The organism is Streptomyces sp. Edi2, from assembly GCF_040253635.1.
Taxonomy (GTDB): Bacteria; Actinomycetota; Actinomycetes; order Streptomycetales; family Streptomycetaceae; genus Streptomyces.
This window is the reverse complement of the sequence record NZ_JBEJGX010000003.1, coordinates 1,219,570-1,241,357: the sequence shown is the minus strand read 5'-3', so window position 1 is coordinate 1,241,357 and position 21,788 is coordinate 1,219,570. Positions and strand designations below refer to the sequence as shown.

Here is a 21,788-nt window from a genome sequence, read left to right as displayed (position 1 = left end):
GTAACCGCCATCGTGGGCGGGGGACGGACTGCGCGGTCGCACCGGATGCGGTCAGCGCTGGTTGTAGCGGTCGGCCGCCCGTTCGTTGAGGGCGCCGAGCACACTGCGCAGCCGCCGGGCCGGCGGCTGCTCCCCGGCCGCGACCGTCGAGCCGTCGACGGTGCCGCGGGCGCCGTCGCGGGGCAGCACCCGGGCGACCGCCGACACCAGCCGGGTGGTCGTCACCGGCGCCAGCCCGTGTGCCCTGGCACCGAGCCTGGCGGCCGGTGTCAGCACGATGCGGGGACGGCGCCGCTGCAGCGCGGAGACGATGCGTTCCGCGGCCCGTTCGGCGCTCATGGACAGCACCGGGGCCCCGGCCAGTGCCGAGAACCAGGCGTACTCCCGGCGCCGGTCCCCGCCGAAGAGGGCATGGAGGTGCGATCCGGTGCGCATCAGGCCGGGGTGGACCGCGGTCACCGAGACGCCGTGTGCGCCCTCCTCCGCGCGCAGCCCCTCGGCCAGCGCGGCCACCGCCGACTTGGCGCAGGAGTACGGCAGCAGGTGCGGCACCGCCAGCAGCCCCCCGACGGATCCGATGAGCGCCAGCCTGCCGCCGGCCGGACTGCGCCGGAGGTGGGGGAGTGCGGCTTGGGCGGTGTTCAGGGCGCCGTGGAAGATGGAGTCCATCGCCTCCTGGAAGCCGTCCGGGCCGAGCGCTTCGGCCGGGCCGACCTGGATGATGCCGGCGTTGGCGATGACGATGTCCAGCCCGTCGTGGGCCCTGGCGATCTCCGCGAGGCGGTCCTGCAGCGCGGCCCGGTCCCGCACATCGCACACCACTGGGCGCACCGTGCCGCCGCGCCACTGGGCCAGCCTGCCGACGGCCCGACCGAGTTCGGCCTCGTCCCGGGCCAGCAGCACCACATCACAGCCGCGCCGCAGCAGTTGGCGGGCCAGGAGCAGCCCGAGCCCCCGCGAGCCGCCGGTGACGACGGCGGTGAGCCCTTCGATCGAAGGAGCGGCCGGAAGCACACGCATGACGATCCCTTCCCTCAGCCGGCGCCGGGCAGCCGTACCCGGACGGTGCCCTCCCCGTCCACGCTCACCTGGAAGGACGGCTGGGGAGCGGTGGCCGGGCCACGGACATTCGCGCCGTCGGACAGCCGGAAGGTGCTGCCGTGCCAGGGGCACACCACGCAGCCGTCGGTGATCGTGCCCTCCGTCAGGGGCCCCGAGAGGTGGCTGCACCGCCCGGCGAGGACGTGGAGGTGCCCGCCCGGCAGCCGCACCACCAGCAACGGGACCTCGCCCAGTTCCCGGCGCACCGCCTCGCCGACCGGGAAGTCCTCGACCCTGCCCACGGGGTGCCAGCCCTCGTCCAGCAGGTGCGGCACCGGCTCCGCCTTGTTGGCACCCGCGGCCTGCCGGTAGGCGAGGTGCCCGCCGAGCATTCCGCCGGTCCCGGCCGCGCACAGCCCCGCGAATCCGAGCACCTTGCCCCGCACCGTGTGGCCGCGGCCGCGCTGCACCCACGACCGCGCGTACAGCCCTACGGCCACGGCGATCGACGCCGCGTGCACCAGTCCGGTACGCATCTGGTCCTCGTGCTGCTCGGCCCAGTCCACCCAGCCGGCCCACGCGGCAGGACCGGCCGTAAGGATGCCCACCCCCACCAGGAGGCGGGCACCGCGCCGGGTCCCCGGGACGGCGTCCAGCACCGCGGCGGACAGCCAGGCGCCCATGGGCACCTGTACCAGGGCGGGGTGCAGCGGGTGGCCGATCGGCAGGCCGTGCAGCACATCGCGGTAACGGCCCAGCGGCAGGCCGCGCACCACCCGCTGCAACGGGCCGATCAGGGAATCCAGCTTCTCCAGGCGGCCCAGCGCGTCCAGGGCTACCACACAGGATTCCGCAGCCCGGGCGGCGGCTGTTGCGGTGGCGCCTGCTGCGGTGGCGCCGCCCGCCGCGAGAGCCGCGGAGGATGCCGCTCTCATTCCTCTTCCTCCGGCTCTTCTTCCTCTTCTTCCTCGTCCTCGTACTCCTCCTCGGGCTCTTCCTCTTCCTCCTCCTCGTCGCCCTCTTCGCCTTCGGCCTCCTCGTCCTCGTCCTCCTCCTCGCCGTCCTCGCCCTCGTAGCCCTCGGCCTCTTCGTCTTCGGTCTCTTCGCCCTCGGCCTCTTCTTCCTCGATGGCCTCTTCGTGGCTCCGTACGACCTCGCCGTCGCGGATTTCCCCGCGCCAGCCCTCGGGCTCCTCATCGGTGAGGGTGACGTAGCGCTGGAAGTGCTTGAAGTCCAGCCGCAGCCGGCGTCCCTGGGCCCGCCAGATATTGCCGGTCTTCTCGAAGAATCCCGAGGCGTAGTACTCGACGACCAGCACGATGCGGGTCAGATTGGGCCCCAGTTCGTGAAAACTGACGGCACCGCGGGTCGATCCCTTGGCGCCTTCGGACGTCCAGATGATGCGTTCGTCAGGAACCTGCTCCTGAACGGTCGCCTTCCACCCGCGGGTCGACGGTCCGACCTTGGCCTTCCAGTCACTGGACGTCTCGTCGTGCAGCGACACACTGCGTACGCCCTTGGTGAAGCTGCTGAACTTCTCGTACTGCGTCCAGTGGTCGTAGGCGAAGCGCAGGGGAACCCCGATATCCAGGACTTCGATGATGTTGGTGACCTTCTTGTCCCCCGATTTGCGCTTCTTGCCGCCGAAGAGGCCCTTGGCCTTGTCCACCACGGTGTCCTTGACGTTCTCCGCCGTCCCCTTCACGGCGGCTTTGACGGGGGAGTCGCCGCCGAGGAGATTGCCCGCGATCTTGGACAGCGAGCCGCCGTTCTCGGCGACATCGGTGAGCTGGTCCGTCACATCCATCAGTTTGCCGCCGGCCCGCTCGGCCAGATTCCCCACCCATTTCGTGGCGTAGCCGCCGAGTTCGCTGCGCAGTCGATCGAGTCCCGAGTCCGCGTTGTCCTGTCCCGTCTTGGCCATGACCGGTTACCTCCGGCGCTCGGTGCGCGATGATGATGTCTTCTTGGCGGTCTTCTTCGCAGCGGGGGCTGCCTTCTTTCCTGCCGCGGTCTTCTTAGCAGTGGCTTTCTTGGCGGGCGCCGTCTTCTTCGCGGCCGTCTTCGTGGCTGCCGTCTTCTTCGCTGCGGTCTTCTTTGCCGCGGCTTTCTTTGCCGGAGCCGCCTTCTTGGCCGGGGCCTTCTCGGCAGCCTTCCGCGCCGTCGTCGTCTTCTTGGCCGCTGTCTTCTTGGCGGCGGTCTTTTTCGCGGGTGTCGTCTTCTTCGCGGCCGTCCGTCCCGCGGCAGCCTTCTTCCCGGCCGTCTTCTTCACCGCGGACGTCGCCGCGGACTTCTTGGCCGGCGGCCGCTGTGCGCCCTTCTTCGCCGGGGCGCCCCGTTTCGCCTCCGATGCACGCTTGCGCGGCTCCGGCTTCGCAGCGGCCCGCGGGGTGCGCCGAGCCGGCCGCTCCTCGGGCTCTTCCTCCGGCTCCTCTTCTTCCTCTTCTTCCTCGTCCTCGTACTCCTCCTCCGGCTCTTCCTCCTCCGGCTCTTCCTCCTCGTCCTCCTCGTCCTCCTCGTACTCGTCTTCGGGCTCCTCGCCCTCCTCTTCCTCGTCGTACGCGTACTCCCCCTCTTCCTCTTCCTCTTCCTCCTCCGGCTCCAGCCCGATGGCATCGAGCTTGAGGGACCGGTCGTGGAGGGTGTCAGCGAGCGTCGTCAGACGGCGGTTGGCGGCCGTCGTCAAGGCCTTCCGGCCGGCGTCCATCACTTCTCCGCGCAGTTGGTCACCCAGCTCCGCGACCTGGGGGATCTCACCCAGCTTGCGCATCCCCTGGACCACGAGCTGGCGTGGTTCCAGCCCGAATTGGCGTCCGGCGATATAGGACGCCACCGTGAGCGCGAACCGGCCCTTCTTCGTACGGCCCAGTACATAGCCGCCGGCAAGTGCAGCGGCCAGCAGGACCTTGGATGCGTCATTCATGGGTGTGTCACCCTTTCCCGGACTTGCGGCCGATCGGCGTTCGTGCAAGGGCCGCCGCCGCACTGCGGCACAGTTCTGCCCTGTCTCCAGAGTGATCGGTGTCCTGGCCGCCGCATCTCGAGCGGCCCGAAAGGCTCTGTGCGGTCACCCTGAGGAGGCGTCCGGTCCTGTTGCGTGGCGAGGCGCACGCGGGGTACGGCGCACCGCGGCAGCGGCATCGCGGCAGGTGTGCGGGCGCCGGACAACCGACCTACGCTCGGACTATGCCGGGAACACGCCGTGCGCCGTCTCGTATGGGAGTAGGGGCAGCGCGGTGTGTTCGCCGGCTCGGCGCACCGGTGCGCCTGCTGGCGGTGGCCGCGGTGGCGGCGCTGCTCGGCGGGTTCGCGGGAACCCCGGCCGCGGCGGCAGCCGACGATCCGGACCTGACCTCCTTCTACCAGCAGAAACTGTCCTGGGAACCCTGCGGCAAGGATCTGCAGGACGGTGCGCGGAGCGACGGCACCGGTCAGCCGCCCGGCTTCCGCAAGCGTCTGGAGTGCGCCCGGCTGGAGGTCCCACGCGACTACCGCGACCCCGGACAGCACAGGATGCAGGTCCAGCTGATCCGGCTGAAGGCGACAGGGCCCGGTAAACGGATCGGTTCCCTGGTGCTCAACCCCGGTGGACCGGGTGCTTCCGGCGTCAACTACCTGACCGACAGCGGGAGCGCCTTCGCCCGGCTGGGACAGCGCTACGACATCGTGAGCTTCGATCCGCGCGGCACCGGCCACACCGACCCGGTCTCCTGCGGCAGCAAGCTCGCTCCCCCCTCGGGCAAGGCCGCCGACGACAGCCTCGCCGCGAAGGAGAAGCGCATCAACGAGGCCTGCGGCCGCTACTCCGGGGCGTTGCTGCGGTGGGTCGGCACCCCTGATGTCGCCCGGGACATGGACGTCCTGCGCGCCGCGGTCCGCGACGACAAGCTCAACTACCTGGGGTTCTCGTACGGCACCAAGCTCGGGGCGGTCTACGCCCACGAGTTCCCGCACAAGGTCGGCCGGATGGTCCTGGACAGCGTCGAGGACCCGACCAAGAACCAATGGCAGACCGCGCTGTCCCAGGCCCGGGGGTTCCAGCGGGCGCTGGACGACTTCGCCGCCGACTGCACCCACCAGCCGGACTGCCCGCTGGGCACCGACGAGCACAAGGCGCAGGATCAACTACGGGCGTGGTACCGGGAGCTGAGCGGGCAGCCGATGAAGGCGAAGGGGGAGATGGTGGACGAGACCACCTATGTGTACGCCTTGCGTGAGGCGCTGTACAGCAAGAGCGACTGGCCGGCGCTGCGGCAGGCGCTGGCGCAGCTGCGACGCGGTGACGCCTCGGGGGTTCTCCGCCTGAGTGACGCGGGAAGCGGCAGTGCCGCCCGTCCCGCCCGTGCCGACAGCGTCCCGGCACGGCGGGTCGGCCAGGACGACCTACCGTCGCAGGATCAGCTGGCCCTGCGGGCGATCTCCTGCCGGGACACCTCGGAACGCTACGGCGAACGTGATTACCCCCGGGCGGAGCGCGAACTCACCGAGGCGTCCCCGCTCTTCGGCCCGGACATCGCCCCGACCCTGCTGGACTGCCACTCCTGGCCTGTGGCGGGCGACGACGCCTCCCGGGATGTCGCGGCGCCCGACGCGCCGTCGATACTGCTCGTCGCGACCACCAACGATCCGGCGACCCCGTACCAGGGTGCCTTCAACATGGCCCGTGAGCTGGACAATTCCAGCGTCGTGCTGACCTTCCGCGGCGAGGGGCACGCCGCCTACACCACCGGCGACCCCTGTGTGCAAGGCCAGGTCGACGACTTCCTGCTGAACGGCACCCTGCCGAAGGGGAAGATCTCCTGCGGCTGAGGGCCCTACCGGCGGCGCTGAAGCGGCCCTCCGTCAACGGCTACCTGTAGTTGTCCTCGACGTCGACGACGGGGGCGCCGGGGGAAGGCGGCTGCGTACGACGCCGCTTCAGGATGCTCACATACGTGGCGATGCCGATGATGCCGACGATCATCATGATGATCCCCACCAGGTCGACGTTGATCCCTGCGATGTGCCAGTCCACCGCGAACGTGAGGATGGCCCCCACCGCGAGCAGCACGATGCACCCGCCGATACCCATGGCGTCGCCTCCATAACTGTCCGGCCCGTAAGGCCTGTTGAGGGAGCGCGTACCCCGGAGCGGGCGCCTTATGTGCGCCGGGGGCGGGCGGCGGCCGGTGGTGCCGGGCCCCGGGCGGGGCTCAGCCGACCACCGGGCGGGGCTCAGCCGGCCCGCCGCCCGCCCCCGCTCGCGCTCTTCTTCGCCGGGGCCGCCTTCTTGGCAGCGGTCTTCTTCGCGGCGGTCTTGCCGGCCGCGGTCTTGGCGCCGGCGGACTTCTTTGCTGCCGTCTTCTGCGCTGCCGCCTTCTTTGCCGTGCTCTTCTTCGCCGTGCTCTTCTTCGTGGTGCGGCCCGATCCGGCGCCGCCGCCCGAGGAGCCCTCGGCGCCCTCGTCCTCGTCCTCGCCGCGGGACTTCCTGGCCGCGCGGACGCTGTCCTGGAGGGCCGCCATCAGGTCCATCACCTGCCCGGCCGGCTGCTCCTCGCCGGCCGGGAATTCCGGCTCGCGATGCGCCAGCTTCGCCGCCACGATCTCTTCCAGCGCTTCACGGTAGTGATCGTGCACATCGTCCTCCGACAGCTCGCCGAAGGAGTCCATCAGCGTCTCCGCGGCCGCCACCTCGGCCGGGGCGACCTCCGCCTGCCGCTCGGGCAGCACCCCGTCCAGTGAGCGGATCTGGTGCGGCCACAGCAGCACCTGCATGACCAGCGCGCCCTCCACCGGGCGGATCATCGCCAGCGTCTCCCGCCCGTGCAGTGCGATCTTGCCGAGCCCGACGCGCTGATGCCGCTCCATCGCCTCGCGCAGCAGGGCGTAGGGCTTGGCCGCGGCGGGGCTGTCGATGCCCAGGTAGTACCCCTTGCCCATCTGCAGCGGGTCGATGTCGCCGCCGGCGACGAAGGCCAGGATCGTCAGCGTCTTCGCGGTCGGCAGCGGCAGCGCGTCCAGATCGTCGTCGCTCAGCGGTACGACGGTGTCGGTGCCGTCGGGCTTGTAGCCCCGGCCGATCTCGTCCGGGGTGATCTCGATGCCCTCCAGCGAGCAGACGGGCTGATTGCGCACCCGGCCGCCGTCCGCCGTATGAATCCGCACAAAGCTGACCGACGTGGAGCTGTCCGTGGCGTTGTACGCGGCGACCGGGATCGTGACCAGGCCGAAGCTGATGGAGAACTTCGCCGTGGGGCGCATGGGGGCCGCCTTCATCGGAGCCATTCGGCACCATGCTAGGCGGGGCGGACGGAGCGTACATCCCGGACGAATCGGGGTGCGCCCATCCGGTGGCTGCCCGGCCGCTCAGGAGGACGCGGCCGCGACCCGGCCGCTGCGGACCGCCTCCCGCAGCGCCTGGTGATCGAGTTCGTTGCGGTCCGCGTAGCGCTCCGCGAACCGCGTCAGCGACTCCTCGAAGACCGTGCCGCTGCCGAGATAGGCACCGATCGCGATCCGGTCGCCGGACCTGGCGTGCGCGCGGGCCAGGGTGGCCCCGCAGCGTACGGCGAACCGCCGCATACCCGTCGGCACCATCGCGTCCGCCGGCATGATGCCCTTCCAGTCACGCAGCTGGCGTACGTAGAAGTCGCGTTGGCGTCCGTCGATGCCGGTGGTCCGCGCCCAGCCGAGGAAGATGTCGCCGGCGGCCTGCATCAGCCGCTGGCCGGCCACGACGCGTTCGCCCTGGTGGGAGTAGAGGCTCTGGCCGGCGTAGGCGGCGAGTACGGACTCGTCGGCCTCCTTGGCCTGCAGCAGCAACGGGTCGTCCGTGTCCTTGCCGAGCAGCAGCACGATCCAGCAACGGGTGCCCACACTGCCGACCCCGACGACCTTGCGCGCCACGTCGACGACCCGGTACTGCTCCAGCAGCCGGCGGTGATCCGAACGCAGCGTGCGGCCGTAGTCCTGGACCAGTTGGCGGATCTGGTCCGTCAGCTGGTCGCGTTCGATGTCCGGCAGCAGATCGTCCAGCGGCACGATCAGCGGTGGGTCGGCGGCGATCCGCACCTCGCCGCCGTTCCTCCGGGTCAGTTTGTGGTAGGCCTGCACGGTGTCGCGCGTACGGGCCTCCGCCATGGCGCGGGCCAGCTCCGCACGGCCTCTGCTGGTCAGCTCTTGCGCTTCCTCGGCCTCCACATCGGCCATATCGGCATGGGCGTACCAGACCTCCAGGGTGCGCATGTCCGCGTAGCGGCGCATCTGCTCGCGGTAGGACGCGCCGGCGGCCCGGACGATGCCGGTCCGCACCTTCTGCGGGAAGCCGTTCCCGCGCCCCGCGATGGCGAAGCTGGCCGCCAGCCGTTTGACGTCCCACTCCCACGGTCCTGGCAAGGTCTCGTCGAAGTCGTTGAGATCGAACATCAGATGGCGTTCGGGGGAGGCCAGCAGCCGGAAATTCAGCAGATGGGCGTCCCCGCACAGCTGGGTCCGCAGCCCGGTGGACGGTGTCGTCGCGAGGTCCGCCGCCATGATGGCGGCGGCGCCGCGGTAGAAGCGGAAGGGCGACTCCAGCATCCGCCCGTAGCGCAGCGGCACCAACTCCGGTACCCGCAGGGCCGACTGCCGTTCGATGATGTCCACCGGATCGGCACGGGAAGCCGTCGGGCTGAACTCCGCATGACACGAGCGGGGCACTTCGGAGCGAAGTGCCCTGCCCTGTTCCGCGCGTTCCTGCGGGGTGGGTGCGGAGGTCATGGCCGTTGCCGGAGCGGCGAGTGTGCCGGGGCCGGTGTGTCAGGTCACCGGGTGGCCGCGGTGTGATGGTGGTTGTCCGTACACAGCGCCCAGATGATGAAGATGTTGATGGCGACCAGCACGATGGCCCAGAACGGGTAGTGGGGGATCCACAGGAAGTTCGCCAGCGCGCCGAGGCCCGCCAGGATGACGCCGATCACCCGTGCCCACATCGCGCCGGTGGCGAGCAGTGCGACACCCGCGAGGAGAATAATGATGCCCAGGATGAGGTGGATCCAGCCCCAGCCCGTGAGGTTGAAGGAGAACACGTAGTTCCGCGTGGTGACGAAGAGCTGGTCGTGCGCGATGGCGGAGATGCCCTCCAGGAAGGCCATGGCGCCACCGAAGATCATCAGTACTGCGGCGAAGGCTGTCCATCCGCTCACGCTCTGCTTCTGCGTGGCCATGGGTCACTCCTCACTTGAGAAACCTGGCCGTCCGAACCGGACCTGCCGACCGTCGATACAGCTAATTCACGTTTGCACAGGTACCGGTCAGCCGCATGTCAGGGGCGTTCGAAGGCCTGGAAGACCCCGGCCAGCGCAAAGCACAGCGCTCCCGTGAGGGTCCCCCAATTGGCGATGCCGACGCTGACCGGACTGTCGGTCTCCGGCCGGGTGAACGCGGCCACCGCGGACACCATGAAGAGCAGGGAACCGAGCTGATTGACCGCGACGATCCACCAGCCGAGGCTGCGCCTCTGGAGACACAGCAGGCGATGGCAGACCTCGACGACCGCCAGCTGCCCGGAAATCAGGAACAGCAGGCAGCCGATCATGTCGGGCGCCCAGACCAGCCGGTTCATCTGCTGGGCCGTGAGCCCCTGCAGAAACGCATCCAGCAAGTTGATGCCGAACACCAGCGTCCCGGCGAACAGCAGGAAGGTGGTCAGCCAGTCGATGCGGCCCGGTTCATAGCTCCACCAGCGGAAACGGTGCTTGGTCAGCGCACCCGCCGTACTCTCCCGGCGCGGCGCGTTGATGGCCTGGACGAGTGAGGCATAGCCGCCGAGGGTGAAGAACGCCCCGCCGATGAAGTAGATCGTGGCGGTCACGGTCGATCGCTCGGAGCCGAACTGGGCGAGTGCCGCACCGAGGGCGAACAGCGCCCCGCCGAGAAGGAAGGAGACCGCGGCGATGTTGTTGAGTCTGCTCAGCCGGACCAGTGCCGGGGCGTCGGCGCGCCGCGCGCTGGTGCGGGTGGCCCCGGCGGGCCGCACGGCGAGCGTCCCGCGCTTGCGGGCCGCCCGCGACTCCCAGATGGCGGTGTCGCCTGCCGCGAGGCGCCAGGTCAGCCGGGTGGTGAACGGTCCCGCGCCCTCGGAACGCTCCTCGGAAGGGCCCACCTGCCGAGCCTAACGATCTCGTACGGGAATGCCGGTAGCGCCTCGTCAGGTCTTCCGGCGTTCTCCCTGCTCGGCCCTGGTGGCGGAGCGGTTTACGGGCCGGCGGCCGACGGGTCGGCGTTCACGGGACTCACTCGCAGTCCACGGGGCGGCAGCTCCACGGGCTCATGGCTGTGCCGGGCGGGTGCCGGTCAGTTCGATGGCGCGGTGGTCCGGCCGCCGCGTCGGTGCCCGCCGTGCCGGTTCCCGCCGTGCCGGTGCCCGGCGCGGGCACCGGATCGGGCGCGGGGCCCGGCTCCGGTCCCGGTGTCGGTGGTGCGGGGTGGGGCGGGACCGGGTCCGGTTCGGGCGCCGGCACCGGCGGGGGCACCGGATCGGGGCCCGGGGCGGGGACGGGGCCGGGCGCCGGGCCCGGCGTGGGGCCGGGCGGGCCGGGTCCCGGACCCGGTGTGGGCGGCACCGGATCCGGATGGCCGGGCCCTGGCGGTCCTGGTGGCTGTCGCACTGTCATGTGCTCCTCACGCGTCGCTTCCTCGGCGGCCGAGCGCCTTACGCGCGCTCCGTGCGGCATGCTGGTCTCCTTGCCGGTCCTGCGCCGACCATGCGCAGCGCTCCCCACGAATGGCGACCATGCGAAGTGCTCCCCACGAACCCGGCTGCCCGGCGTACGTCCCCACTCTGCGACGGCGGGGGCCACTCGGCCAGACGGGAGGCGGACGGGCGCAGCGCCGCGCACCCCGTCACCCGGACGCGCGAGCGTACGACGACGGGGAGCGGGTAACCCCGCCGCATGAACGCCACGGGCCCCGGCACACACGCGAAAACGGCCGCTAGGACGGCCACGGACACAGTGCGTGCGGGCCGCCGCACGGTGGAGGTCCACCGTCCGGACAAGGTGCTGTTTCCCGACGACGGCCTGACCAAGGCCGATGTCGTCGGCTACTACCGCCGGGTGGCCGCATCCATGCTCCCGCAACTGCGCGGACGGCCACTGATGCTGGAGCGGCTTCCGGAGGGGCTGGGTGGCCCGCAGTTCATGCAGAAGGACACCCCGGACCACTACCCCGACTGGATCCGGCGGGCGCGGGTCACCAAGGAGGGCGGTAGCGTCACCCATACCGTCTGCGACGACAAGGCGACCCTCCTCTTCCTCGCCGACCAGGCATGTCTCACCTTTCACCGCTGGCTGTCGCGTGCCGCCCGGCCCGACCACCCGGACCGGCTGGTGTTCGATCTGGACCCGCCGGGCCCGGACTTCGAGGCCGTACGGGAGGCGGCGCGGCAGCTCTGCGCGCTGCTCGATGAGCTCGGCCTCCCGTCCTTCCTGATGACCACCGGCTCGAAGGGGCTGCACATCACGGTCCCGCTGGACGGCACCGGTGACTTCGACGCGGTACGCGGCTTCGCCCAGGAGGTGGCGCAGGTGCTGGCGGAGCGCCATCCGGACCGGCTGACCACCGCCGTACGCAAGAAGTCGCGCGGCGACCGGCTCTACCTCGATGTGCAGCGCAACGCCTATGCACAGACGGCCGTCGCCCCTTGGTCGCTGCGGCCCCGGCCGGGCGCCCCGGTCGCCGCGCCGATCAGCCGGAAGCAGCTCGACGACCCGCAACTCACGGCGCAGAGCTGGTCGTTGAAGGATGTCGCCGGGGTTCTGGAACAGGCGGGGTCACGGCCGTGGTCCGGGGTGCCGGCCCGCGGGCGTTCGCTGAATCCGGCACGACGGCGGCTGAACGCGTTGCGGTGAGCGGACGAAGCGGTGGTGAGCGGGGGCCCGGCGCTGGGCGGGGCCCCGCTCACCACCCCCCGTCCGGCGCACCTCACCCCTCCCACGCCGCCCCGTCCCGCCCGGATTCCTGCCCGGGCTCGCCGTCCACCGCCTGGTCCAGCCGCCGCCGCTCCTGACGCGCCCGTTCCCGGTCCCCCGGCGAGGCGTCCGTGACGTCCAGGAAGACCTGGTCGGCGATCGGCCATCGCTCGCGGATGGTCCTCTTCAGCCGTACCAGGACCTCCTCGACCTCCTCGCTGTCCAGGCCGGCGACGAGATCGACACGGGCCGCGACCAGCGTCGACCGGGTCCCCAGCCGCATCGACAGCAGGGTGGCCACGGTGTCGATCTCCGGCTGCTCCTCCAGGAACTCCAGGAGGGCCCGGCGCAGAGCCGGGTCGGCGGCCTCGCCGATGATCTGGCCCCGCGACTCCTTGGCGAGCTGGTAGGCGACGAACACCAGCAGCGCACCGATGAGCATGGATGCCCAGGCCTCCCACCGGACCTCGCCGGTGATCATGTGCAGTCCCAGGCCGGCCATGGCGAGCAACACGCCGAAACAGGCCGTCGAGTCCTCGGCCAGCACCGTCCGCAACGCGGGGTCGTCGGCCGAGCGGATCGCCTCCCGGATGCTTTGGCCGGTCCGCCGCGCCTGGCCGGCCACCTGCAGCACGGCGCGGACCAGCGAGGAGCCCTCGGCGACCAGCGCGACCGCCAGCACGATGAGGCCGACGACATAGCCCGTATGGCTCTCCGAGCTGCCCGAGCGCAGTGCCTCGATGCCCTGGAAGACGGAGAAGCAGCCGCCCATGACGAAGATGCCGACGGCGGCGAGCAGGGACCAGAAGTACCGCTCCTTGCCGTAGCCGAAGGGGTGTTTGCTGTCGGGCGCGCGCGTGCTGCGCTTGAGAGAGGCGAGCAGGAAGATCTCGTTGAGGCTGTCGGCCACCGAGTGCGCGGCCTCGGAGAGCAGCGCGGGCGAGCCCGCGAACAGCCCACCGAGCAGCTTGGCGAGGGCGATCACCAGATTGGCGCCGAGCGCCACGAAAACGGTGACCGCGGTCCGGCTGTCCTCCTGGTCCTCGCCCCTCTGCTCCTTGCTCTCCTGGTCCTTGCTCTCCTCCCGGCCCGGTCGGCCGGTGGAGTGATGCGCGGTCTCAGCGTGCCGGGACAAGCGGGGCCTCCCCGTCGTCGGTTGGACAGCCGAAGCGATCGTCGTCGCCAGGCCGGGTGGTCTATCCGGTGCGGAGTCTGTGTGCCGCCCGGAGCAGCGGCGCCTGCGCCCCGGTCCGCTGCGCGGGGCGTCCGGCCGGATGCCGTCAGCCCGCCCAGCTCCAGTCGGTGACCTCCGGCAGGTCGGTGCCGTGTTCCCGTACCCAGGCGTGGTGGCGGGTACGGACGTCCGCCATCGCCTGCCGCACCGCGACGGCGCGCACCCCGAGGCCAGGGACCCGGTCGATCACATCCATCACCAGCCGGTACCTGTCGAGGTCGTTGCGCACGACCATGTCGAAGGGCGTGGTCGTGGTGCCCTCCTCCCGATAGCCGCGGACATGCAGATTCGCGTGGCCGGCGCGGCGGTAGCAGAGCCGGTGGATCAGCCACGGGTAGCCGTGGTAGGCGAAGATGACCGGCTTGTCGCGGGTGAACAGGGCGTCGTACTCGGGGTCGGGCATGCCGTGCGGGTGCTCTCCGGACGGCAGCAGCCGGGCCATGTCGACGACATTGACCACCCGCACCGTCAGCTCCGGCAGATGCCGGCGCAGCAGGGAGGCCGCCGCCAGGGTCTCCTGCGTCGGCACGTCCCCGGCACAGGCCAGCACCACATCGGGGGTGGGGGTCTCCCCGTCCCGAGCGGAGCCGGGAGCTCGGGAGACGGTGCCGTCCTCGGTGCCCGCCCACTCCCAGACACCGGCGCCGCGCGCGCAGTGGGCGCGGGCCTCGTCCAGGCTGAGCCAGTCGAAGCCCGGCTGCTTGCCGGCCACGATCACATTGACGTAGTCGCGGCTGCGCAGCGCATGATCGGCCACCGCGAGGAGGGTGTTGGCGTCCGGTGGCAGATAGACCCTGACCACCTCCGGGCTCTTGTTGAGGATGTGGTCGACGAAGCCGGGGTCCTGGTGCGAGAAGCCGTTGTGGTCCTGCCGCCAGACGTGGGAGGTCAGCAGGTAGTTCAGCGAGGCGATGGGGCGCCGCCAGGGCAGCCGGCGCGACGTCCGCAGCCATTTGATGTGCTGGTTGACCATGGAGTCGACGATGTGCGCGAACGCCTCGTAGCTGGAGAAGAGCCCGTGCCGGCCGGTGAGCAGATAGCCCTCCAGCCAGCCCTGGCACAGATGCTCGGAGAGCACTTCCATGACCCGCCCGTCGTGCGCAAGGTGCTCGTCGGTGTCGAGCGTGGCGGCCTGCCAGGCCTTGCCGGTGGTGTCGTAGAGCGCTTCCAGGCGGTTCGACGCGGTCTCGTCGGGACCCACGACACGGAAGTCGCGGCGCTCGGCGGTGGCCTCCATGACCGCTGCCAGCAGGCCGCCCAGCACCCGGGTCGGCTCGTGCAGTCCGCTGCCGCGCTTGCCGACCTCCACCGCATACCGCTCCAGTGGCGGGACGGGCAGATCGCGCAGCAGCAGACCGCCGTTGGCGTGCGGTGAAGCGCCCAGCCGGCGCGACCCCTCGGGCACACACGCGAGCACGTCAGGTCGCGGGCGGCCCTCGTCGTCGAACAGCTCCTGCGGACGGTACGACCGCAGCCACTCCTCCAGCTGCCGCAGATGGCCCGTGTTGTCGCGTACGCCGGGCAGCGGTACCTGGTGGGCGCGCCAGGTCCCTTCGACGGGCTGCCCGTCGACCTCGTGCGGACCGGTCCAGCCCTTGGGCGTACGGAGCACGATCATGGGCCAGCGGGGGCGCTCCGTCACCCCTTCGGTACGGGCCCGGCGCTGGATGGCGGCGATCCGGTCCAGTGCCCCGTCCATGGCCGTGGCCAGCGCCTGATGGACCGTCGCCGGGTCGTCGCCTTCGACATGGATCGGCTCGTGGCCGTAGCCGCGCAGCAGGGCGTCCAGCTCGTCCCGCGGGATCCGGGCGAGCACCGCCGGGTTGGCGATCTTGTAGCCGTTGAGATGCAGCACGGGCAGCACCGCGCCGTCGTGCACCGGGTCCAGGAACTTCGTGGCGTGCCAGGACGCCGCGAGCGGCCCGGTCTCCGCCTCACCGTCACCGACCACACAGGCGACGAACAGCCCCGGGTTGTCGAACGCGGCGCCGTAGGCATGGGTGAGGGAGTAGCCCAGCTCACCACCCTCGTGGATGGACCCCGGGGTCTCCGGGGCGACATGGCTGGGCACCCCGCCGGGGAACGAGAACTGCCGGAAGAGCCGGGCCATGCCCTCGCCGTCCCGGGTGACATCCGGGTAGGTCTCGGAGTATGTGCCGTCCAGCCAGGAGTTGGCCACCACGGCAGGGCCGCCGTGCCCCGGCCCCCACACGCACAGGGCGTCCAGCTCACGGGCCCTGATGACGCGGTTGAGGTGGGTGTGCACCAGGTTCAGGCCGGGTGAGGTGCCCCAGTGGCCCAGCAGCCGCGGTTTGATGTGCTCGGGCCGCAGCGGCGCCGTCAGCAGCGGATTGGCCATCAGGTAGATCTGTCCGGCGGACAGATAGTTGGCGGCCCGCCAGTGGGCGTCGAGACGGTGCAGCTCGGCGGCGTCGAGGGGGCCCGGCGACGCCGGGTCCCCGCTCGTCCCCGCCCCTGCCGAGTTCTCCGTATCGTGCATGCTCATCTCCCTGTCACGGTGGCGTGCAACCGGGGCCGTCCCCCGTTCAGTCGGGCGGCTCGGGGGCCGGGTGCTCGCCCGGTTCCGCGCCGGGCGGCTCCTCCGGGTCCGGGCCCGGCTCGTCCGGTTCCGGCTCGGCGGGGGCCGGATCGTGCGGCACCGGGTGCGGGTCACTCGGCACCGGCTCCGGCCCCTGGGGCGTCGGTTCGGTGGTCATGGCGTGGACGGTCGTCAGGGTCATGGCGCTCTCCTTCTTCCCCATCGTCCGTCCAACGCACGTGGTCGGCCCGTTCAGGATCAAATCCGCGGGCAGGGTGGTGAAGCCCTCCGTCCACGGGGTGAGGAGGTGGTTCGTGCAGTCCATGAGGTGAACGGACACCAGGCGTGTGCCCCGGCCTGCCCGGCGGATGCCTCGGTACGCGTCAGTACACGTCGCGGACGTAGCGCTTCTCCGCCGCGAGCTGCTTGACGTAGCCGGCCGCCGCCTCCTCCGCCAGGCCGCCGTGGGCGACGGCGATGTCGCGCAGTGCCCGGTCGACGTCCTTGGCCATCCGGGAGGCATCGCCGCACACATAGAAATGGGCGCCGTCCTGGAGCCAGGACCACAGCTGGGCGCCGTGTTCGCGCATCCGGTCCTGGACGTAGACCTTGGCGCGCTGATCGCGGGAGAAGGCGGTGTCCAGGCGGGTGAGCAGCCCGTCGCGGCGCAGTTGGCCCAGTGCCTCCTCGTGGTAGAAGTCCGTGGCCTTGCGCTGCTCGCCGAAGAAGAGCCAGTTGGGTGCGCGGTGGCCGCGGGCCTGCCGCTCGTCGAGGAAGCCGAGGAAGGGCGCGACACCGGTGCCGGGGCCCACCATCACCATCGGAGTGGCCGGATCGGCCGGCGGCCGGAAGTGGGCGGCGCGCTGGACGAACACCGGCACCGGGCACCCGGGCTCGGCATCGGCCAGAAAGGTGGAGGCGACGCCCTTCCGCGGGCGGCCCTGACGGTTTTCGTAGCGGACCACGGAGACCGTCAGCCGGACCAGGGCGGGATCGGTCAGCGGACTCGACGAGATGGAGTACAGCCGCGGCTGCAGGCGGGTGAGGACGCCCGCCCACTCCGCCGCACCGGCCCGCACCGGGTGTTCGGCGAGCACGTCGACGGCCTGCCGGCTCCAGGCCCACTGGGCCAGCTCGCCCTTGTTGTCGGGCCGCAGCAGTTTCTTGAGGACCCGGTCACCGGTGCGTTCGGTGATCAGCCGGAGGAGCCCGGGGGTGATCCGGGCGATATCGAGATGCCGGTGCAGGGCCTCGCCCAGCGGCATCGTGCCGAGGCCCGCGAGGTCGACGCCGGCGGCGGGATCGAGGCCGGTGACCGCAAGCCACTCCGCGACGAGGTCCGGGCAGTTCCGCGGCAGCACACCGAGCGCGTCGCCGACCTCGTACTCCAGGGGCGGACCGTCGCCGCCACGGGTGTCGAAGGTGAACTGCCGCACCTCCTTGGTGGCCCCGGAGCGGCTGAGCAGCTGATTGCCGACGAGGCGGACGGTGGCGGGCGCGGCCTTGGAGGGGCGGGCCGGGGCGGCGGGAGCCGGGGCGGCCTCCGGGGTGGGCGCCGTGGTGGCCGGGGCCCCGGCGGCGCCGGTGTCCGTCTCTTCGCCCGGCTCCGCGCCGGGCCCCAGGGCCGTGAGGACCTGGTCGAGCCACTGCTCCGCCGGCTCCTCGTAGTCCGGTTCGCAGTCCGTGCGCGGCGCCAGCCGCTCCGCGCCCAGCTCGGCGAGCCGGGCGTCGAGGCGGCGGCCGTGGCCGCAGAAGTCGTCGTACGAGGAATCGCCCAGCGCGAGGACGGAGTAGCGCACACCGTCCAGACGCGGGCTGTCCGGCGCGTTCAGGGTCTCCCAGAATCCCGCCCCGTTGTCGGGGGCGTCGCCGTCGCCGAAGGTGCTGGTGACCAGGAGCAGATCGGTGCCGCGGAGCAGGGTGGCCGGTGCGCTGTCGGCCATGCTCAGCAGCGTCGCGTCCCGCCCGCTGCCCTGCAGCCGCCGGGCCGTGTCGGCGGCGGCCTCCTCCGCGTTGCCGGTCTGCGAGGCCCACAGGACCAGGACCGTACGGGCGGGCGGGGCACCGGCCCCCTCTGCGGCGTCCGCAGGGCTCGCCGCCGTCGCAGGGCGGGTGTCCGGCGCCCGCGAGAACATCCCGGCCAGCACGCCGTTGACCCACAGTGCGCTCTCCGGAGCGAAGGGGGCGTGGGAGGGCAGGACGGGCGTGCCGGCAGCGGTACCGGAGCCCAGCCCGGCGAGGAAGCCGGACAGGTAGCGGCGTTCGTGGTCGGCCAGCACCGGCGGGGCGGAGCCGGCGAGCTGGAACACGTCGGACAGCACCGCCACCGCCCTCTGGGCGTCCGGGTGCCGGCCCGCGCCGGGGCCCTGGGCCGTACGGGAGTCCTGGCCCGTACGGGCGTCCCGGTCCGCACCGTCCCCGGGCGCGCCGCCCGTATGCGCCGTGCCCGCCCCGCCCTGCCCGGGTCCCGCCTCGCCCGCCACCCTGGCCAACGACACCGCGCACACCTTGAACTCGGGCTGGAAGGAGACCGGATCGACCGCGTCATGGGTGACCGCGTTGACGCTGAGGTACTCGCCGAACAGATCGTTCCAGTGGAACGGCGCAAAGCAGTTCCCGGGCCGTACCCGGTCGGTCAGCACGGCGGGCAGCACCGCCCGGCCGCGCCGCGAGGCGACCTCGACGGTGTCGCCCTCCGCGAGGCCCAGCGCCCGGGCATCGTCCGGATGGAGCTCCACGAAGGGGCCGGGGTTGAGCTTGTTCAGCTTGGCGACCTTGCCGGTCTTGGTCAGCGTGTGCCACTGGTGCGGCAGCCGCCCGGTGTTCAGCACATACGGGAAGTCGTCGTCGGGCAGCTCGGCCGCCGGAAGGTGCGGACGGGCGAAGAAGGCGGCCCGGCCGCTTGCGGTGGGGAAGGACAGCCGGGGGCGGGTGCCGTCAGGACGCTCCCGAAGGGTCTGGCTGCTGCCGTCGTTGAGGTAGCGCACCGGATTGCGGTCGGGCCCGTCGGCGGCCGCACTCGGCCACTGCACGGGGGTGTGCCGCAGCCGCTCATAGCTCACCCCGCGCAGGTCATAGCCGGTCCGCGGGTTCCAGGCGCGCTTGATCTCCTCGAATATCTCCTCCGCGCTCTCATAGCCGAAGGCGTCCGCGTAGCCCATCTCGCAGGCGATCCGGGCGATGATCCGCCAGTCCGGCCAGGCCTCGCCGGGAGCGTCGGCGGCCTGCCGCACCAGCGTCAGATTGCGCTCCGAGTTGACCATCACGCCCTCGGACTCGGCCCACATGGCGGCCGGCAGCACCACATCGGCGTACGCATGGGTCTCGGTCTCCGCGAAGACGTCCTGCGAGACGACGAACTCGGCCGCCTCCAGCCCCTCGATGACCGTCCGGCGGTTGGCGACCGAGGCCACGGGGTTGGTGCAGATGATCCAGCACGCCTTGATGTCCCCGTCCGCCATCTTCCGGAACATCTCGACGGTCCCCCGGCCGGGATCGTCAGCGCGCAGGGTCCCCGCCTCCAGACCCCAGAGCTCTTCGGTGAAGGCCCGGTCCCCGTCCACCAGCGTCGAGCGCTGGCCGGGCAGGCCCGGGCCCATGTAGCCCATCTCGCGGCCGCCCATCGCATTGGGCTGGCCGGTGAGCGAGAAGGGGCCGCTGCCGGGGCGGCAGATCGCGCCGGTTGCCAGATGCAGGTTGATCAGTGCGTTGGTGTTCCAGGTGCCGTGGGTGCTCTGGTTCAGGCCCATGGTCCAGCAGCTCATCCAGTCGCCCGCCGCGCCGATCCACTCGGCGGCCCGGCGCAGGTCCGCCTCCGGTATCCCGGTGACCTCCGAGACCACCGAGGGCGGATAGTCCCGCAGGAAGTCCGGCATCGCCTCCCAGCCCTCGGTGTGCTCGGCGATGAACTCCTTGTCGATGGCGCCGCTTTCGACCAGCAGGTGCAGCAGGCCGTTGAGCAGTGCCAGATCGGTACCCGGCGCGATCTGCAGGAACAGATCGGCCTTGGCGGCGGTGGCGGTGCGCCGGGGATCGACCACGATCAGCTTGGCGCCCGCCTTCACCCTCTCCCGCATCCGCAGGAAGAGGATCGGATGGCAGTCGGCCATGTTCGAGCCGATGACGAAGAAGACGTCGGCGTGCTCGAAGTCCTGGTACGAGCCGGGCGGGCCGTCCGCGCCCAGCGACAGCTTGTAGCCGCTGCCCGCGCTCGCCATGCACAGCCGCGAGTTGGACTCGATGTGCCGGGTGCGGACGAAGCCCTTGGCGAGCTTGTTCGCCAAGTACTGCGCCTCCAGGGTCATCTGCCCGGAGACGTAGAGGGCGAGGGCGTCCGGTCCGTGCTCGTCGACGATCTCGCGCAGCCGCCCGGCGGTCTGCTTGATCGCCGTGTCCATCGCCTCGGCCGCCGGTTCGTCGCCGCGGTCCGCGCGCACCAGGGCGGTCGACAGCCGCCCCGGCGCGGCGAGCAGTTCGGCGCTGGTCGCGCCCTTGGTGCACAGCCGCCCGCCGTTCGCCGGGTGGGCCTTGTCACCGGCCGCCTTGCGGACCGTCCGCCGTCCGTCCGGACCCGTCGCCACATCCAGCACGATCCCGCAGCCGACGCCGCAGTACGAGCATGCCGTCCGCACCTGCGTGATGCTTTCGGCCGGCGGTTCCGGTGCGGTCACGGGTGGTCCCCTTCGTGGTCGGATGCTCCGTCCACGGTAGGAATCGCCCGTTAACCCGGTGTCACGTCGAGTGATCACCCGTCGTTACGGCGACCACACAGTCGCCGGCCGCGCCCCGTGAGAACGGCCGGCGGCCGCCGCTCAGGGGAGGAGTTCGTCCAGCGGTACGTCCGTGTCGGCCAGCCGCTCGGGGTCCACGGCCTGCCCGCCCGCCACCAGGGCCCGGATCGGATCGGTGACGTCCCAGACGTTCACATTCATCCCGGCCAGCACCCGGCCGCCGGACAGCCAGAAGGCGATGAACTCGCGGGCGGTGGTGTCGCCGCGGAAGACGACCCGGTCATAGCCCTCCGGTCCGACGTATCCGGTGTACTCCATGCCCAGGTCGTACTGGTCGGTGAAGAAGTACGGCAGCCGGTCGTAGCGGACCTCCCGGCCCAGCATGGCCCGGGCGGCGGTCCGCGGCTGGTGGAGGGCGTTGGCCCAGTGCTCGACGCGGAGATGCCTGCCCAGAAGGGGGTGGTAGGCGTTCGCGACATCGCCGGCGGCGTAGATGTCCGGGTGGGAGGAGCACAGCCGCTCGTCCACCACGACGCCGTCGTCGACCTTGAGCCCGGCCGCGGCGGCCACCTCGCTGTTGGGGGTGATCCCGACGCCGACGATGACCGCGTCGGCCGCGATCCGGGTGCCGTCGGCCAGCCGTACCCCGTCCACGGCGCCGCCGGTGCCGGTGATCTCCGTGACCTGGGTGTCGCAGCGCAGCGCGACACCGTGCTCGGTGTGCAGATCGGCGAAGATCTGGGCGACCTCGGGGCCCAGCACTCTCAGCAGGGGCAGCCTCGCCGACTCCAGCAGGGTCACCTCGACCCCGGCAGCCCGCGCGGCGGCCGTGGTCTCCAGACCGATCCAGCCGCCGCCGATCACCACGATCCGGGACGCGGACCGGTTGAGGTCCTTGAGGCGGTCGCTGTCCGCCAGGCGCCGCAGCGTGTGGACCCCTTCGAGGTCGGCGCCGGGCACCGTCAGCAGGCGGGGTGTGGAGCCGGTGGCCAGCAGCAGTTTGGCGTAGCCCAGCCTGCTGCCGTCGGCGAGGGTCACCTCGTGGCCGGCCGGGTCGAGGGCGGTGACGGCGTTGCCCAGGCGCAGATCGACGTCGTGCTCGGCGTACCACTGCGGCGGGTGGACGTACACCTTCTCCTTCTCGGAGGTGCCCAGGAGGTAGCCCTTGGACAGCGGCGGACGCTCGTAGGGACGCTCGCGCTCGTCACCCAGCAGGACGACGGGGCCGTCGAAGCCCTCCGCCCGCAGGGTCTCCGCGGCCTTCGCGCCCGCCAGCCCCGCCCCCGCGATGATGAATGCCGTGTTCTGGGCCATGT

The 21,788-nt window shown here is 71.5% G+C and carries 16 protein-coding genes; 2 read left to right on the top strand and 14 right to left on the bottom strand.

Going from position 1 to position 21,788, the window contains the following annotated elements; all coding sequences use genetic code 11:
* Window positions 1-51 precede the first annotated feature (51 nt).
* Genes ABR737_RS08815 through ABR737_RS08800 form a run of 4 tightly spaced genes read right to left on the bottom strand, consistent with a single transcriptional unit; the run spans window position 52 to window position 3,964 of the window.
* Window positions 52-1,020 (bottom strand): SDR family NAD(P)-dependent oxidoreductase, encoded by a 969-nt coding sequence (locus ABR737_RS08815; protein WP_350249627.1) that lies wholly within the window; start codon window positions 1,018-1,020, stop codon window positions 52-54.
* A 14-nt stretch (window positions 1,021-1,034) separates the two neighbouring features.
* Window positions 1,035-1,976 (bottom strand): Rieske (2Fe-2S) protein, encoded by a 942-nt coding sequence (locus ABR737_RS08810; protein ID WP_350249626.1) that lies wholly within the window; start codon window positions 1,974-1,976, stop codon window positions 1,035-1,037.
* Complete coding sequence (locus tag ABR737_RS08805; RefSeq protein ID WP_350249625.1) at window positions 1,973-2,965, bottom strand: SRPBCC family protein; 993 nt, start codon at window positions 2,963-2,965, stop codon at window positions 1,973-1,975. Before ABR737_RS08805 ends, ABR737_RS08810 begins: the two co-directional genes overlap by 4 nt.
* 6 nt (window positions 2,966-2,971) lie before the next feature.
* Window positions 2,972-3,964, bottom strand: a complete 993-nt coding sequence (locus ABR737_RS08800; protein WP_350249624.1) for a histone protein — start codon at window positions 3,962-3,964, stop codon at window positions 2,972-2,974.
* Window positions 3,965-4,257: 293 nt separating this feature from the next.
* Between ABR737_RS08800 and ABR737_RS08795 the strand changes: the two genes are divergently transcribed.
* On the top strand, window positions 4,258-5,850 hold the full coding sequence (locus ABR737_RS08795) for an alpha/beta hydrolase (RefSeq protein ID WP_350249623.1): 1,593 nt from the start codon (window positions 4,258-4,260) through the stop codon (window positions 5,848-5,850).
* Between the two features lie 40 nt (window positions 5,851-5,890).
* On the opposite strand, the gene ABR737_RS08790 is transcribed toward ABR737_RS08795, so the two are convergent.
* From ABR737_RS08790 to ABR737_RS08770, 5 genes are all read right to left on the bottom strand, one after another.
* A complete protein-coding gene (locus ABR737_RS08790; RefSeq protein ID WP_350249622.1) occupies window positions 5,891-6,112 on the bottom strand; it encodes a DUF6458 family protein in 222 nt (73 codons plus the stop codon).
* A 143-nt stretch (window positions 6,113-6,255) separates the two neighbouring features.
* Window positions 6,256-7,281, bottom strand: coding sequence for a non-homologous end joining protein Ku (ku, locus tag ABR737_RS08785; protein ID WP_350256721.1), 1,026 nt, complete (start codon window positions 7,279-7,281; stop codon window positions 6,256-6,258).
* Between the two features lie 105 nt (window positions 7,282-7,386).
* Window positions 7,387-8,778: a DUF2252 domain-containing protein gene (locus tag ABR737_RS08780; RefSeq protein WP_350249621.1), complete on the bottom strand. Its 1,392-nt coding sequence runs from the start codon at window positions 8,776-8,778 to the stop codon at window positions 7,387-7,389.
* Window positions 8,779-8,822: 44 nt separating this feature from the next.
* Window positions 8,823-9,224 carry a DUF7144 family membrane protein gene (locus ABR737_RS08775; RefSeq protein ID WP_350249620.1) on the bottom strand — a complete coding sequence of 134 codons (402 nt, stop codon included), beginning with the start codon at window positions 9,222-9,224 and terminating at the stop codon, window positions 8,823-8,825.
* A gap of 98 nt (window positions 9,225-9,322) precedes the next feature.
* Window positions 9,323-10,162 (bottom strand): hypothetical protein, encoded by an 840-nt coding sequence (locus ABR737_RS08770; RefSeq protein ID WP_350249619.1) that lies wholly within the window; start codon window positions 10,160-10,162, stop codon window positions 9,323-9,325.
* 790 nt (window positions 10,163-10,952) lie between these two features.
* Between ABR737_RS08770 and ligD the strand changes: the two genes are divergently transcribed.
* Window positions 10,953-11,909: a non-homologous end-joining DNA ligase gene (ligD, locus tag ABR737_RS08765; RefSeq protein ID WP_350249618.1), complete on the top strand. Its 957-nt coding sequence runs from the start codon at window positions 10,953-10,955 to the stop codon at window positions 11,907-11,909.
* A gap of 73 nt (window positions 11,910-11,982) precedes the next feature.
* On the opposite strand, the gene ABR737_RS08760 is transcribed toward ligD, so the two are convergent.
* From ABR737_RS08760 to ABR737_RS08740, 5 genes are all read right to left on the bottom strand, one after another.
* On the bottom strand, window positions 11,983-13,104 hold the full coding sequence (locus ABR737_RS08760; RefSeq protein ID WP_350249617.1) for a cation diffusion facilitator family transporter: 1,122 nt from the start codon (window positions 13,102-13,104) through the stop codon (window positions 11,983-11,985).
* A gap of 145 nt (window positions 13,105-13,249) precedes the next feature.
* Window positions 13,250-15,703 (bottom strand): phosphoketolase family protein, encoded by a 2,454-nt coding sequence (locus tag ABR737_RS08755; RefSeq protein WP_350249616.1) that lies wholly within the window; start codon window positions 15,701-15,703, stop codon window positions 13,250-13,252.
* Between the two features lie 46 nt (window positions 15,704-15,749).
* Window positions 15,750-15,944, bottom strand: coding sequence for a hypothetical protein (locus ABR737_RS08750; RefSeq protein WP_350249615.1), 195 nt, complete (start codon window positions 15,942-15,944; stop codon window positions 15,750-15,752).
* A gap of 181 nt (window positions 15,945-16,125) precedes the next feature.
* Window positions 16,126-20,412 carry a bifunctional nitrate reductase/sulfite reductase flavoprotein subunit alpha gene (locus tag ABR737_RS08745; RefSeq protein ID WP_350249614.1) on the bottom strand — a complete coding sequence of 1,429 codons (4,287 nt, stop codon included), beginning with the start codon at window positions 20,410-20,412 and terminating at the stop codon, window positions 16,126-16,128.
* A 141-nt stretch (window positions 20,413-20,553) separates the two neighbouring features.
* Window positions 20,554-21,786 carry an NAD(P)/FAD-dependent oxidoreductase gene (locus tag ABR737_RS08740; protein ID WP_350249613.1) on the bottom strand — a complete coding sequence of 411 codons (1,233 nt, stop codon included), beginning with the start codon at window positions 21,784-21,786 and terminating at the stop codon, window positions 20,554-20,556.
* Window positions 21,787-21,788 lie beyond the last annotated feature (2 nt).